We start from the raw sequence: 15,133 nt of genomic DNA, 5'->3' as shown, positions 1-15,133 counted from the left end.
ATGGAGTGGCTGGAGATGATCCTGCTGGGCGTGGCCCTGGCCATGGATGCCCTGGCCGTTTCCCTGGGGGCCTCCACCCTCTTGCCGCCCGGGCGCCGACCCGCCTTTCGCATCGCCTTCCACTTCGGCCTGTTCCAGGCCTTGATGCCCGTGCTGGGCTGGCTGGCCGGTCTCACCCTGGCGGACCTGATCCGCTCCGTGGACCACTGGGCGGCCTTCTTTCTGCTGCTCTGGATCGGCGGGCGCATGTTGCGCCAGGCGGGAGCCGAGGAGCAGGAGTCCGCCGCCGGCCGGCCGGATCCCTCCCGCGGCTGGACCCTGCTGGCCCTCTCGGTGGCCGTGAGCCTGGACGCCCTGGCCGTGGGCCTGAGCCTGGCCTTCTTGCGCGTGAGCATCTGGCAGCCCGTGCTGGTGATCGGCCTGATCACCGGGGCGCTCTCCTGGCTGGGCGTGCGGCTGGGCCGCCGGCTGGGCCACCGCTGGGGGCCGCGCATGGAGCGGATTGGCGGGGCGATCTTGATCCTCATCGGCCTGCGCATCCTCATCAGCCACCTGCTGGCCTGAGCCCATCCTCCGGAATCGCGTGTCACACGACGTGTCCGCGTCCGCCTTGCCGGTCCTGCCCTCGATTGATAAAATTCCGAAAGAACTTTCCTGAAATCGTGGAGCCGGGATGAGGCAGGACCTGGTGCGCGACTTGGGCGAGCTGGCGCTGGCGACGCGCCTGCGCCGTCTGAGCGAGCGGCTGCTGGCGGGCGTGGACGAGCTCTACCGGGAATTGGGTCAGCCCTTCGAGGGGCGCTGGTTCGGACTGGTCCAGGCCCTGGCCCGGGAGGACGGCCGCGGCGTGGTGGAACTGGCCGCCGAGGTGGGGCTGAGTCACACGGCCGTGGCCCAGCTGCTGCGCGAGCTGGACGCGGCGGGCTGGACCGGGCGGCAGCCGGATCCCCGGGATGCCCGGCGCCAGCGCGTGCGGGTGACCCGCGCCGGCCGGCAGCGCCTGACGGAGCTGGCACCCGTCTGGGAAGCCGTTCGCCGGGCCACGGCCGGACTGCTGGCGGAGGAGGCCCCGGACCTGCTGGTCCGTCTGGAAGCCCTGGAGGAGCGGCTGGAGCGGGCTCCCCTGGCCGATCGCATGTTGCAGGAACTGGGCCGGCCGTCTCGGCGCCGCCTGCGCGTGGTCGCCTACCGACCGGCCTACCGCCGGCTCTTCGCGGAACTCAACCTGGCCTGGCTGAACGAACACTTCACGCCGGATGAGCAGGACCTGCGGCTGCTGGCCGATCCCGCCGGCCGCGTGCTGCGCCGGGGCGGGCGGATCCTGGTGGCCCTCTGGGAGGAGCAGCCGGTGGGAGTCTGCGCGTTGCTCCGACACGGCGCGGGCGACTACGAACTGGCCAAGCTGGCCGTGGATCCGGCCCGACGGCGGCGCGGCGCGGGCGAGGCCTTGGTGCGTGCGGCCTGCGCCGAAGCCCGCGCGCTGGGCGCCACACGGCTCTGGCTGCTCACGCATCCCCGGTTGGTGGACGCGCAGCGCCTCTACCTGAAGCTCGGGTTCCAGCTGGCCGGGACGGACGATCAGGCCCACGCCCGGCCCTCCCTGCGCCTGGAGCGGGTCCTGGACCCGGCTGAGGATTTCTCGTAACGCGGCGCGTGGCACCGGCCGGCGGGACGGAGCCGTCGAGCCTTGCTACCTTGCGCCATGCAATTCCTCACAACCCATCTGGCCCGCTGCGGCACCCGCCTTTGCCTGGGCCTGGACCTCGACCCGGAGCGCATCCCCGACCGCTACCAGAGCCTGCCGGATCCCCTGGGGGCCCTGGGCGCGGACATCGTGGAGGCCACGGCGGACCTGGTGGCCGCCTTCAAGCCCAACGCGGCCTTCTACGAACAGCAGGGGCCTGCCGGCTGGCAGAGTCTGACGGAGCTGGTGGCCCGCATCGGGTCGCGCGCCTTCGTCATCGTGGACGCCAAGCGCGGTGACATCGGCAACACCAGCGCGCGCTACGCCCGGGCCTTCTTCGACCGGATGGGCGCCCACGCGCTGACCCTGGCGCCCTACATGGGCCGCGACAGCGTGGAACCCTTCCTGGCGGGGCGCGCGGCGCCCGTGGACCAGCTGGGACCGGGCATGGGCGCGTACGTGCTGGCCCTGACTTCCAACCCGGGCGCGGCGGACTTCCAACTGCTCCCGGTGGACGGCCGGCCCCTCTACTGGCGCGTGCTGGAGATGCTGGAGCGCTGGAACTCCGGCTGGGCGGCGGGTCGCCTGGGCGCCGTGGTGGGCGCCACCCGGGCGGAGGAACTGGCCGCGGTGCGGCAGGCCTTTCCCGCCCTGCCGCTGCTCATCCCCGGTGTGGGCGCCCAGGGTGGCGACCTGGACGCCGTCCAGGCCGCGCTGCGGCTGGGCCATGGACCGGCGCTGATCAATGTCTCACGCGACGTGTTGTACGGCCGGGACCCGGTGGCCGAACCCGAGGCCGTGCGCGAACGCGCGCGGGACTACGCCCGCCGGCTGGACCTGCTCTGATGGACAACCCGCCGCGCCCGGGGACGGCCATCTTGCTGGCCGTGGGTGGCCAGACCTGGCGCACGGAGCTGGCGGGCCTGGAGCAGGGCGCGTTGCAGCTCAGCCTGGGCGAGATGCCGCCGCTGGAACTCCTGCGGTTGGATCCAGGCACGAAGGTCAGCTGCCGCTACCACGATTCCCAGGCGCTCTGCATTTTCGACACCACCGTGCGCGGGCAGCTCCACGAAGCGGAGCGCCACCTGCTGGAGCTGGAGGCTCCGCCGCAGGTGGCCCGCAACCAGCGGCGCCGTCACCTGCGGGTGAGCCGGCGCGTGCCCATGACCCTGCGTCTGCCCCTGCGCAACGAGGCCCTGGGCAAGGTCCGGGGCCGGGAGTTCGTCATGACCTGCTGGGTGGAGGCCGTGGCCGTGAACATCAGCGCGGGCGGCATGCGCATGCTCCTGCACGTCCCGCGCCAGCACAGCGTGGCCCAGCACCGCGACGCCCACGTGCGCTTCGAACTGGGCGGCGAGGTCTTCCGCGACCGGCGGCTGACCTTCGTCCGCCGGGACTGGAGCACGGACGACGTGGTGCTGGTCTACGAGTTCGCCGACTTGAGCCGCGACGAAGCCGAGCGCATCGAGGGTTTCAACCTGAACTGGCTGCACCAGCAGTCCCAGAGCGGTCGACCGGAGAGCGAGTGACCCCGAGAGACTCCCAACGAAAGGCAAACGAATGACTCCCCTGGACATGCTGCTGGAGAGCCGGGCCCTGCTGGAGGGACACTTTCTGCTGACCAGCGGGCGCCACAGCCCCAACTACTTCCAGTGCGCCCTGGTGCTGCAACACCCCGTCTACGCCCGGACTCTTTGCGGGCTGCTGGCCGAGTCCTTCCGCGCCCTGGAGCCCCAGAGCGTGATCGCGCCGGCGGTGGGCGGCATCGTGGTGGCCGTGGAGACGGGCCGACAGCTGGGCGTGCCCGCCCGCTTCGCCGAACGCCAGGAGGGCCGGATGACCCTGCGCCGCGGCTTCCAATTGGAGCCGGGCGAGCGCGTGCTGGTGGTCGAGGACGTGGTCACCACCGGGGGCTCCGTCCAGGAGGTGATCGACCTGGTGGCCGCCGCCGGCGCCGTTCCGGTGGGCGTCGGGGTCATTGTGGACAGATCCGCTGGCAGGACTTGTTTTATTCATCAAGGACGTGCATTACATTTGGCCGCCTGTCACACTCAGGATGTTGTTTCCTACGCCGCCGATGACTGTCCCCTCTGCCGGATGGGCTCTGTTCCCATCAAGCCCGGCAGCAGGGGGTTGGCGTGAGCCTTCGGGCTTGCGTCCTGGCCTCGGGTTCCGCGGGAAACGCCGTGCTGGTGCGGGGTGGGCAAGGCGCGTTGCTGGTGGACGCGGGTCTGGGGCTGCGCGATCTGGGACGCCGTCTGGCCGCCGTGGAGTGCGATCCGGACGAGTTGGCCGGCATCCTGTTGACACACGAGCACAGCGACCACGTGGGCTGTGCGCCTTCCCTGGCGCGGCGACTGGGCATTCCGGTCTGGTGCAGCCGGGGCACGGCGGCGGCAACGGAGCGGTACTGGACGGATGTGACACGTCCGCTGCCCGTGCGGGCGGGCGAGGTGTTCGAGGTGGCGGGTCTGCGGGTGGAAGCCTGGGCCTGCTCGCACGATGCGCGGGAGCCGCTTCAGTTCGGAGTGGAGGAAGGTCCGGCGCGACTGGCGGTCTGCACCGATCTGGGCTGTGTCACGGACGTGGTCCGCGAGTCCCTGCGGCGCCGGCACTTATTGATCCTTGAATCCAACCACGACCAAGGGCTGTTGTTGAAGGGGTCCTATCCGGCCTTTCTCAAGCGTCGGATCCTGGGCGATCGCGGTCACCTTTCCAATCAGCAATGCGCGGATGTCTTGTGCCACGTGGCCGGACCCGAATTGCGGCATGTGATCCTGGGCCACTTGAGCCGGGAGAACAATCGACCGGAATTGGCTCTGGAAGCGGCGGGCCGGGCTCTGGAAAGCTCGACCCACGGGTCGATTCGCCTGGATTGTGCCAGGCAGGATCAGGTTGGAGATTGGCTTGATGTTTTTTCCGGGCAGACATGCTAGGTTGTGTCGGCCCTTCTTGACCTGGACTCGTCAAGCGAGAAGGCTGTTCTAATCAAAAGGAGAACTTCCATGCGGAAGACGCTGTGCGGTGCATTGGTTGTTGCGCTGGTGCTGGCGGTTGGCTGCGGTTCCAAGCCCGCCGAGGAGCCGGTCCCGACCCCCGAACCCGTGGTTGAGACCCCGGCCCCTGTGACCGTGGACACGATGGCCACGGCTCCGGCCACCACGGATACCACTGCGGCGGCCACCCACTGAGCCTGCCGAGGTCGAGGCCTCACCGCTTCGACCTGGATCCGACCTCTAGACGGCGGTTGGCCTTGTGCTGACCGCCGTTGCTTTGTCAGTCAAGAATCGCAGTAGGAGAATCATCATGAACCGGTTGTGGCAGGGGCTGACGCTGGTGCTGGTGCTGGGATGCTGGCTGGGGTGCGGAACGGCCCCCCGGGCCGGCGAACCGCAGGAACAGGTGACACAACCCGCCGGTGCCGCTTCCGCGGACGTGGCGACCACTCCGGCAACCCCGACGGGAGAGTCCATGAACAAGCAGTTTCTGCTCAAGACCAACCTGGGCGAGATCGTCCTGGAGCTGGACTACGAGAAGGCGCCCAAGACCTGCGCCAACTTTGAGAGCTACGTCCAGAAGGGACATTACAACGGGACCGTGTTCCACCGCGTGATCAGCAACTTCATGATCCAGGGCGGCGGAATGGATTCCACCATGGCCGAGCGGGCCACGGATCCGGCCATCGAGAATGAGGCCGCCAACGGCCTGAAGAATCTGCGGGGCACCATCGCCATGGCCCGGACCAACGCCGTGCACAGCGCCACCAGCCAGTTCTTCATCAACGTCGTGGACAACGATTTCCTCAACCACCGCAGCCCCGATCCCCAGGGCTTCGGCTACTGCGTGTTCGGTCACGTGGTGAAGGGTTTGGAGACGGTGGACGCCATCAAGTCCGTGCCCACCGGCAGCAAGGGCATGTACCGCGACGTGCCGCAGCAGCCCGTGGTGATCGAGTCGATCACGCGGCTGCCCTGAGAGCGTTGGCCGAGCCGGGTTCAGCCGGCCGGTCGCGGCTCTTAACACTCGACAGGATTCCCGTTCGCCCATCCGACCTTTTCCACCCGGAAAGGGGCGGATGGGCGGGCACATTTTTTGCAGGCGCGGCTGGTTTGCAAGACGGCGCAGGGTCCGCAGGCGGGCCGGCGAAGACTCCCGGAGGATTCATGCGGCAGCAAGACGTTCCCCGTTCCCGTGCCCGGCTGGGCCTGGGCCTGGCGCTGCTGGCGGCCCTGGCCGGGCCGGCCCGCGCGGCGCTGGACGATTTCTATTACAACAACGTGGAAATCCACGCGGAACTGGCCGCCCTGGCGGCCCAATACCCGGAGTTCGTCCGGATGGACTCGCTGGGTCACACCTACGAGACCCAGCAGGCCATCTGGGGCGTGAAGATCAGCGACAACGTCGCGCAGGAGGAGGACGAACCCGCCTTCTGGGTGGGCGGCCAGGTCCACGCGGAGGAAATCCTGGGCGTCCACGTCTCGATGGAGTTCGTCCGCCGGTTGGTGGAACTGGGCAGCCAGGGCCATCCAAGCTGGGCGCCGCTGCTCGAGGCGCTGGAGATCCACGTGGTGCCCACCTACAACCCGGACGGCATGGATGTCGTGATCAGCGAGCAGGACATCACCTACCGCAAGAACCTGCACTCCTTCGCCCCGGACGGGCACTGCCACATCGCCCAGGGATCCGGCGGCGACAGCTGCGGCGTGGACCTCAATCGCAACTACGCTTGCTGGTGGAACCACAGTGACGGACTGTGGAGCCAGGATTCGGACGTGGAGCAGTTCGACTACTTCCGCGGCCCCGCCCCGAACTCCGAGCCGGAGGTCCAGGCCATCGTCGGCCAGATGGAGCGCGAGCGCTTTGTGGCCGGCGTGGGCTACCACAGCGCCCGCACCTCCGCCAACCACGAGATCGTGATTTTCCCCTGGCATTGGGAGGATGGCACCGCCTACACCAATCCCGCGCCCGATTTCAACATGTGCACGGCCGCCGCCTCCGGCATGGCGGCCGTCATCGACGGCTACAACTACCACCCCTACCGCAACGTGGCGGGCGGCGGCCGGGTGGGCAACTACCACAATTTCGTCTACAGCCAATACGGCGCCCTGGGCTTCACCATCGAGATCGGCACCCAGGGCTCGGTGGGCATGCAGCCCCAGAACCAGGCGAGCATCGACTTCATCGTGGACGAGAACATCGACGGCCTCAACTGGCTCTGCCGGCGGATCATCGGCTACGAGGTGGCGGCGCCCGGGCTGGTGGCCCACGTGCGTGACGCGGCGGGCCAGCAGCCCCTGGCCGCACGCCTGCGCATCGCCGAGGTCATGCATCCGGACTGTGTGCCCTGGTACCGCACAGATCCCCGGCACGGCGCCTACTACCGCCTGCTCGCACCCCAGGTCTACAACGTGAGCGTGCGCAAGCACGGCTATCTGGGCCAGGACAGCCAGGTCGCGGTGGGCAACTCGCTGCCCACGACGCGCGACTGGGCCCTGCAGGCCCTGCCCCGCCACACGCTGGGCCTGGCCTTTCGCGCTCTCGAGAACGGTGCGGACCTGCTGCCCGAGCGGCTGGAACTGCGCGACCTGAACAGCGACACGCTGTTGGTCTGGCCGCAGCCCGGCGCCTTCAGCGCCCAGCTGCCCCAGGGGGCCTACGAGCTGACGGCCTGGCTGCCCGGGCGCATCCCCGTCCACCAGAGCCTGCTGCTGGACCACGACCTGGAGCTGAGCTTCCCCGCCGCCCAGCGCGTCAACGAGAACGACACGGCCTTCACCCAGGAATTCCCCGAGCTCGCCTCCTTCGTGCAGGAAGGCGCGAATTGCGGCTGGACCCGGGCCTGGGGCGACAGTCTGGGCTGGCAGTTCCAGGACGCCCCGGGCCGCTGGAGCGCGTCCAACACGAACTGCCGCCTGGCCAGCGCCCAGTCCTGGCTGCTGGACGTGCCCGTCCGCGACGCGGTGCCCGGCGCGTTGGAATTCGTCGAGTATCACGAGCTGGAGGGCGGCTACGACAGCGCCTACGTCGAGCTGTCCCGCGACGACGGCCTGAGCTGGAGCGTGGTGCGCAGCTGGACGGGTCCCGGCCAGCGGATCACGCGCCACAGCGTGCCGCTGGGGGTCGAGTGGGCGGGCGGGCCCTTCCGCTTCGCCTTCCGCGTGAAGACCAACGGCGTGATCGAGGACGCCGGCCTGCACCTGAGCGACATCCGCCTCAGCTGGAACGGCAACGCCGCCGTGCTGAACCCGGGCACGCGCCCGGCGGAGTTCGCGCTGGGCGCCTTCCCCAATCCCTTCAACCCCGTCGCCACCCTGCGCTTAAGCGTGCCCACCCAGGCCACGGGCGCCAGCGCCCGGGTGGTCCTGTTCGACCTGGCGGGTCGCGAGGTGGCCCGGCTGGCCCCGCGCGGCGGCCTGGGCGCCGGCGTGACGGACTTTAGCGTGGACGGATCCGCGCTGGCCAGCGGCCTCTACTTCGCGCAGGTCACGGTGGAGCGGGGCGGCGACACGCTCTGGCAGGGCGTGCAGCGCCTCACCCTGCTGAAGTGAGCGCGCCCGGCCACCCGACGACTACGACGACGACGACGAAACCCGAGTGCAGGGAGAGCCCATGAGCAAGAGCCGATTCCTCCAGGCCCTGATGTTGGCCGGCGCCCTGGCGCTGGGCGGACGCTGCCTGGCAGGCACGCCGCCCCTGGCCGAGAACCAGGATCCCGCGCGGATCACCTCCACCGAGAGCCTGCTGAGCGGGCCGGCCCGGCTGGAGGTCCGCCCCGCTGGAGCGGCCACCACGCTGGACTGGCAGCCGGGCGAGGTCTGGCGCGTGGAGCAGCGCGACGGCACCTCGCGCTTCCTGACCAGCGGGCCCGCCCGCGAGGGCGAGAGCACGGGCCTGCCGCTGCTGCCGCGGGAGTCGCGCTGGCTGGAAGTCCCCGCCGGCGGCGAGGTGCGCGTGGTGGTGGAGGAGTTGACCCTGCGCCCCCTGCCCGGCGTGACGCTGGGGCTGGGCCGCGCCGAGGAGCAGGCCAACACGCTGCCCGACGGCGACCGTGCGGCGCTGGAGCCGGAATCCGCCGCGGGCCGCGCGGCCCTGGCGGCGGCGGGCTTCGACAAGCCCGTTCTGTTGGGCGAGCCCGTGATCTTCCGCGACCTGCGCCTGGTCTCCCTGACCCTGCATCCCGTGCTCGTGCACGCCGGCAGCGTGCAGCTGGTGGAGTCCCTGCGCCTGCGCCTGGAGTACGGCACCGCGCCCGCCGGCGAGCCGGTGGGACCCCTGGCCTGGACGGCGGCGCCGGCCGTGGGCGGCAACGAGCTGCGCGCCCTGCACAGCTGGTCGGGCAACATGGAGCGGATCTACGACGACCTGGTGCCCAACCACGGCCAGTTCTACAGCCAGGTGGACGAGAGCGTCTTTCCGATCTACCTGATCACCGGCTCGCCCAACTACCTGAACGATCCGGCCAACATGGCCGAGTTTGTCAAGTGGAAGCGCGAGAAGGGCTTCGACGTGCGCATCGTGCCCTTCGACCAGATCCCCGGCGGCGGGACGAGCATCAGTTTCGGCGCGCTGCGCGACTGGATGCACACCCAATGGGAACTTTTGCGACCCGAGTACCTGCTGCTGGTGGGTGACGTGGACGGTGAGGCCGCCTGCCCGGACAGCGTGGTCCAGGCCCACACCGGCGACTACGACGTGAGCGACCACTTCTACGCGCTGCAGGAGGGCGAGGACTACTTCCCCGAGCTCTTCGTGGGGCGCTTCAGCGTGGACAGCATTTCGCAGCTCTTTGTGATGGCCCAGAAACCCGTGATCCACGAGAAGAGCCCGCTGGTGGCCTCCAGCGACTGGCTGACCCGTGGGCTGGTGGTGAGCTGCAACTACAGCGACACGGGCACGCCGCCCGTCAGCCCCAACGAGACCAGCCGCTGGGTCATCGACAAGTTGCGCGCCAACGGCTTCACGCTGACGGCCCAGGACAGCATCTTCTACCCGCCCGTCACCGACGGCGGCGGGCTGATCAGCTCCGCGCTCAACCAGGGGCGCGGCATCGTCAGCTATCGGGGTTGGGCCAATTCCAACGGCTGGATCTACCCCGCTTTCGACCGCGACGACATCGAGGCCCTGGGCAACGTGATGCGGATGCCCGTGGTGGGCAGTTTCGTCTGCCAGACCGGCGCCTTCGGACAGGGGGCCGGCGACGTGGTGGTGGAGGATCCCTGCTTCGGCGAGAAGTTCGTGCGGCTGGGCAGCCCCGGCGACTGGCGCGGCGCCGTGGCCTTCGTGGGTCCCAGCGACCTGCACACGCGCACCCAGTACAACAACCCGGTTTGCAGCGGCTTCTTCAACGCCATCTTCGACCTGGACATCACGAGCATTGGGCCGGCCCTGCTGAACGGCAAGATGGAGCTCTACAACGGCTACCCGCGCGAGCGCACCGACCGCTTCAGCAGCTACTTCTACTTCCACATCTACAACGTGCTGGGCGACCCGGACCTGAAGATCTGGCGCGCCATCCCCACCAGCCTGGCGCTGGAGTCGGACGCGCTCCTGCGGCCCGGCCAGTCCGTGCTGGAAGTGAGCGTCAATGACCACCAGGGGCAACCCGTGGACGGCGCCACGGTGACCCTGACCGCCGGCGCGGACGGCGGCCTGCTGCTGGCCCGCGGCGTTAGCCGGGCCGGCCACCTACTATTGAACGTGGATCCCGGCCTGTTGGCGACCGGACTGGCCGCCGTGCTGACCGCCGACCACATCGACTACATGCCCGCCCAGCGCGAGCTGAGCGTGACGCCTTCCGCGGCGGCCCTGGAACTGACGGGCTTGAGCGTGGGCGAGGAGACGCCGGACGGCAGCCTGCTGGCCGGCGAGACCCTGAGCGTGCGGCTCAGCCTGCGCAACAGCGGCAGCGCGGCCCTGCCCGCGGGCAGCGCCAGCCTGCGCGATCCCGCCCTCTGGGAAAGCCTGCCCGACTACTTCAGCCTGTTGGACGGCGAACTGGCCATCCCAGCCCTGGGCGCCGGCGAGCAGGTCACCACCAGCGAGGCCTTTCAGCTCCGCCTGGCCGCCGACGTGCCCAACCTGGCCCCGCTGCACCTGGTCACCGACCTGGCGGCCGGCGCCTACACGGGCGTCGCCGACGGTCGCTTGAGCGCCGCCAACCTGGCGCTGGAACTGGTCTCGGCGCAGTGGCGCTCGGGCGCGGCCCAATTGCTCACGGGCCAACTGGACACCCTGGACCTCGTGCTGCGCAACACGGGCGCCTACGCGCTGCCCGGCGCCAGCTTGAGCCTGCTCAGCGACGACCCCCGCGTGCTCGTGGTGGACGGGCCGCTCAGCCTGCCCGCCCTGGCCCTGGGCGCCGATGCGGCCGTCGCCTTCGCGCTGGAGGGCGGGGCCGGCCTGTTCACGGGCCAGGCCCTGACGGTGCGGGTCCAGGCTGAAGAGGGCGGCCGGTTGGCCGAACTCAGCCTGCCGCTGCCCGTGGGCTCCATCCTGCCCGAGGATCCCTATGGTCCCGACGCCCACGGCTACTACGCCATCGAGAGCGGCGACTTCGACGTGCGCATCCGGCCGGAGTACGACTGGGTGGAGCTGGATCCGGCCTACGGCGGCTCCGGCGCGCAGCGCCTGCTGCTGGGCGACGACGACGTGACCACCATCGTGCTGCCCTTCCCGGTGACCCACTACGGCCGGACGACCGACCGCCTGAGTGTCTGCTCCAACGGCTGGGTCGCGCTGGGCGACACCTGGATCAACGATTTCCGCAACTGGAACCTGCCCAGCAGCCTGGGTCCGCCCAACCTGATCGCCGCCTTCTGGGACGACCTGAAACCCCAGCGCGTGGACGGCACCAACGACAGCACCTACGTGCCTGTCTACTGGCGCCACGACGCGGCCGAGGGCCGGGTGGTGATCTCCTGGAGCCGCACCTGGAACCGCTACAACTATCTGGCGGAAGGCCAGCCCAAGCAGGAGTTCCAGCTCATCCTCTACGACCAGACGGCCCGGCCCACGCCCACGGGGGACAGCGAGCTGCTGGTGCAGTGGAAGGACGTCACCGATCTGGACCAGGACAACAACTTCGCCACCTGCGGCATGGAGAACTTCGGCCACGACATCGGCCTGCAGGTGAGCTACTCGGGCTATCCCTCGCCGGGCTGCGTGGAGATCGCCTCGGGCCGCGGCGTGCTCTTCACCACGCGCCAGCCGCTGCACGACTCGTCCTACCGGGTGCGCATCCTGGAGCCGCAGCCTCAGCAGTGGCTGCGCACGCGCCAGCCCGTCCTGCGCTGGGACCACGCGGACTTCGCCCAGATCCTGCAGCGCACGGACATCGAATATGAAGTGGTGGTCTCGTCGGCCACGGCCGAACTGCTGCGCCGGACTGTCAGCGCGGCGGGCGAGCTGGACCTGGCCGCGCTGGGCCTCAGCCTGCCGGAGAACCAGCCCCTCTTCCTGGACCTGACGGCCCAGGTGGACACCACGCACTACGTCTCGCTCCAGGGCCGTCTGAGCTTCGCCGTGGACGCCACGGCGCCTGCGCTGAGCGCCGCCCTGCTGGCCTCCAACCTGTTCCCCGGCCACCTGGAACTGGGCCTGCTGAGCAGCGAGGCGCTGGCCTCCCTGCGGGCCGTGGTGTTGGGCGGGGCCGGCCAGGAACTGCTGGAGCTGGAGCCGGATCCGGGCTCGACGGGCATCTCCGGCGGCCGCGAACTGCGCTATCTGCGCGCCCAGCTGGCCGAGGGCGCCAGCGTGCTGCGCCTGGAGGCCGTCGACCTGCACGGCCTGGACGTCCTGGAGGAGCTGCCCCTGGCCGCCGTACCCTTCCTGGCGGGACGGCTGGATCTGCCGGCGGCGGAGCTGGGCCTGGAGTGGAGCGGCGGCAGCGGCTGGGCCGTGGCGCTGGGCGTTCGGACGGCGGACGACGCGCGGCTGCTGGAGCTGCCGGGCGGGTTGCATGCGTTGGAGCTGCGGCTGCCCGCGGGCGTGGACTTCGCCGAGCTCACGCTGCCGGCCCCGGAGGGGACCGTGCTGGCCGCCCGGCTGGACGGCCAGTGGCGCGCGCTGGAACAAGAGCGCACGGGCGCCGGCCTGCGGGCCCGGCTGGAGCAGGACGCGCGGGTGGGCCTGATGCGGGCCGGAAGCGTGGAGGGGCCGCTGCCCGGCACCTTCCGCCTGACGGGCAACTATCCCAATCCCTTCAACCCCGAGACCTGGATCCGCTTCGAGCTGCCGCAGGAGGGCGAGCCGCAGCTGGTCATCTACAATCTGGCGGGCGCCCAGGTCTGCCGGCTGGCGGTGGGCCGCCTGCAGGCGGGCTCGCACCAGGTGCGCTGGGACGGCCACGACGCGGCCGGCGCGCCCGTGGCCAGCGGGCTCTACCTGGCCCGACTGGAGTTCGACGGACAGGCCCAAACCCAGCGCATGCTGCTGGTTCGCTAAGGAGGTGGGCGCATGAACAGCGTGAAGCACACGGTTCGACTGGGCGTGGCCCTGCTGGCCCTGGGATTGGCAGCCGGCTGCGCGGACGACGACGAGTCCGGCGCCCCGAATCTGGGAGCGGCCTGGAGCGCGTACGAACAGGGCGACTGGCAGGCGGCGGGGGAGGAGTTCCTGGGCGCCGTGGACGCCGATCCGACGGCCGCCGAGGCCTGGTGCGGCCTGGGCTGGAGCCGTGCGGCCCTGCAGGCCCAGGGCGGGTTCGGCGACCAGCGCGAAGGCGTGCGGACGGCCTTTGAGCAGGCCGACCGGCTGCGGCCCGACTACGTGGACGCCTGGGCCGGGCTGGCCGAGTTCCACAACGCGGCCAACGACACGGTGGCGGCGCTGGAGTGGGCCCTGGACGCGGCGGAGGCCGGCGGCTCGGGCTACCAGTTCGCCCACCGCGGCGCGGTGACCCACCGCTCGCTGCGCAAGATCGCGGCCTGGAGTCTGTTCAAACTGGGACGTTATTCCGAGTCCGGAGCGCAGGTGCGCACGGTTCTTTCCGGCTTCCAGTATGCCGGCGGGGCGGATTCCCTCGAGGTCCTGCTGGCGGGCATCCACTCGCTTTGAGCGCGGCCGGCCGGCGGCACTTTGAAAAGAGTGGATTTTTCTCTTGGGCGGGCTGAAGACAAGCCCTATGCTTGCCGATGGAAGAGCCAACATCCTTAAACAAGGAGGGTCGCCAATGGTCGAAGAAATGTTTGCCCATATCGCCCAGCCTTGTGCGGAGACCGAATAGGCTCCGCAACTCGAGTCGCAAGACTCAAGTGATGCTGACACTGAGACCCCGCTTCGGCGGGGTCTCTCGTGCGCTCTGCGAGGAAGAATGGACCGCTATCCAAACTACCGCGAACTGGCCCGCCACGAATCCCTGGGCAGCGACTTCTGGCCCGAGCGCCGGCGCCGCGCCAGCCGCGTGCTGGTGCTGGCCCCCCACGGCGGGCGGATCGAACGCGGCACGGCGGAGATCGCCCGGGCCATCGCCGGGCGCGAGTTCAGCTACTACGCCTTCCTGGGGATCAGCCCGTCCCACAACCAGCGCCTGCACCTGACCAGCCACCACTTCGACGAGCCGCGCGCGTTGCGCCTGACGGCGGGGCACGAGATTGTGCTGGCCGTCCACGGCTGCGGCTCGGGGGGCGGCCAGGAGCACGTCTACCTGGGCGGACTGGATCACGGGCTGCGCGACGAGCTGGCCCGGGCCCTGGCGGCGGCGGGCTTCCAGGCCACCAGCGCGGGCCACGCCTGGCGCGGCGAGGATCCGGCCAACATCTGCAACCGTGGCGCCCGCGGAGCGGGCGTGCAATTGGAGCTGACCCAGGAGCTGCGGGACAGCGAGCGCCTGCCGCTCTTCGTGGACACGGTGCGCCGCGTCCTGTTGGAGCGGGATGGAAAACGGGAGGACGAGATGCGGGGACGAACCGGTTGGCAGGGAGTTCGAGTGCTGGCGCTGCTGGGACTGCTGGGGGTGCCGGGCTGCCAGGGGCTGCCCACGGGCGCTCAAGTCGTGCAGGGCTTCGAGGCGGCGCGCTACCTGGGGGTGTGGCACGAGATCGCCCGGCTGGACCACCGCTTCGAGCGCGGGCTCAGCCACGTGACGGCCGAGTACATCGGCGACGGCGAGCGGATCCGCGTGGTCAACCGCGGCTACGACGCCCGGGCCGGACGCTGGAAGCAGGCCGTGGGCCGCGCCCTGCCCGTGGGCGATCCCAGCCAGGGCCGGCTGAAGGTCTCCTTTTTCGGACCCTTCTACGGCGCCTACAACATCCTGGAGCTGGATCCCGACTACCGGCTGGCGCTGGTGAGCGGCCCGGGCACCCAGTGGCTGTGGATCCTGGCCCGGGAGCCCCAGGTGCCCCGGGCCGAGCTGGAGCCCCTGCTGGAGAAGGCCCGCGGGTTGGGCTTCCCCGTCGAGCAGCTGATCTGGGTGGAGCAGGGCGAGCCGCGTCCCTGAGTTCCGGCCCG

General features: G+C 70.2%; 12 protein-coding genes. All 12 read left to right on the top strand.

The annotated features are described in order from the left end of the window. Window positions 1-564: a manganese efflux pump MntP family protein gene (locus tag WC326_02370; protein ID MFA7329896.1), complete on the top strand. Its 564-nt coding sequence runs from the start codon at window positions 1-3 to the stop codon at window positions 562-564. A gap of 109 nt (window positions 565-673) precedes the next feature. Continuing rightward, on the top strand, window positions 674-1,645 hold the full coding sequence (locus WC326_02365) for a helix-turn-helix domain-containing GNAT family N-acetyltransferase (protein MFA7329895.1): 972 nt from the start codon (window positions 674-676) through the stop codon (window positions 1,643-1,645). Window positions 1,646-1,702: 57 nt separating this feature from the next. Next, on the top strand, window positions 1,703-2,530 hold the full coding sequence (gene pyrF, locus WC326_02360) for an orotidine-5'-phosphate decarboxylase (protein MFA7329894.1): 828 nt from the start codon (window positions 1,703-1,705) through the stop codon (window positions 2,528-2,530). Next, window positions 2,530-3,213 (top strand): hypothetical protein, encoded by a 684-nt coding sequence (locus WC326_02355; protein ID MFA7329893.1) that lies wholly within the window; start codon window positions 2,530-2,532, stop codon window positions 3,211-3,213. The genes pyrF and WC326_02355 overlap by 1 nt, the downstream gene beginning before the upstream one ends. A 31-nt stretch (window positions 3,214-3,244) precedes the next feature. Then, a complete protein-coding gene (gene pyrE, locus WC326_02350) occupies window positions 3,245-3,826 on the top strand; it encodes an orotate phosphoribosyltransferase (protein MFA7329892.1) in 582 nt (193 codons plus the stop codon). Continuing rightward, on the top strand, window positions 3,823-4,620 hold the full coding sequence (locus WC326_02345) for an MBL fold metallo-hydrolase (GenBank protein ID MFA7329891.1): 798 nt from the start codon (window positions 3,823-3,825) through the stop codon (window positions 4,618-4,620). Before pyrE ends, WC326_02345 begins: the two co-directional genes overlap by 4 nt. A gap of 69 nt (window positions 4,621-4,689) precedes the next feature. Next, entirely contained in the window at window positions 4,690-4,875 is a 186-nt protein-coding gene (locus WC326_02340) for a hypothetical protein (GenBank protein ID MFA7329890.1), read from the top strand. Window positions 4,876-5,155: 280 nt separating this feature from the next. Further along, complete coding sequence (locus WC326_02335; GenBank protein MFA7329889.1) at window positions 5,156-5,659, top strand: peptidylprolyl isomerase; 504 nt, start codon at window positions 5,156-5,158, stop codon at window positions 5,657-5,659. A gap of 188 nt (window positions 5,660-5,847) precedes the next feature. Beyond that, window positions 5,848-8,232 carry a M14 family zinc carboxypeptidase gene (locus WC326_02330; GenBank protein MFA7329888.1) on the top strand — a complete coding sequence of 795 codons (2,385 nt, stop codon included), beginning with the start codon at window positions 5,848-5,850 and terminating at the stop codon, window positions 8,230-8,232. Window positions 8,233-8,293: 61 nt separating this feature from the next. After that, window positions 8,294-13,126: a C25 family cysteine peptidase gene (locus tag WC326_02325; GenBank protein ID MFA7329887.1), complete on the top strand. Its 4,833-nt coding sequence runs from the start codon at window positions 8,294-8,296 to the stop codon at window positions 13,124-13,126. 12 nt (window positions 13,127-13,138) lie between these two features. Continuing rightward, window positions 13,139-13,738, top strand: a complete 600-nt coding sequence (locus tag WC326_02320) for a hypothetical protein (GenBank protein MFA7329886.1) — start codon at window positions 13,139-13,141, stop codon at window positions 13,736-13,738. A 256-nt stretch (window positions 13,739-13,994) separates the two neighbouring features. Then, window positions 13,995-15,122 carry a poly-gamma-glutamate hydrolase family protein gene (locus WC326_02315; GenBank protein ID MFA7329885.1) on the top strand — a complete coding sequence of 376 codons (1,128 nt, stop codon included), beginning with the start codon at window positions 13,995-13,997 and terminating at the stop codon, window positions 15,120-15,122. The last annotated feature ends 11 nt before the right edge of the window (window positions 15,123-15,133 follow it).

This window comes from Candidatus Delongbacteria bacterium (genome assembly GCA_041675285.1).
GTDB lineage: Bacteria > CAIWAD01 > CAIWAD01 > CAIWAD01 > CAIWAD01 > CAIWAD01.
Note: the sequence above shows the minus strand (reverse complement) of the source record. Positions and strands in the feature narration are given on the sequence as shown.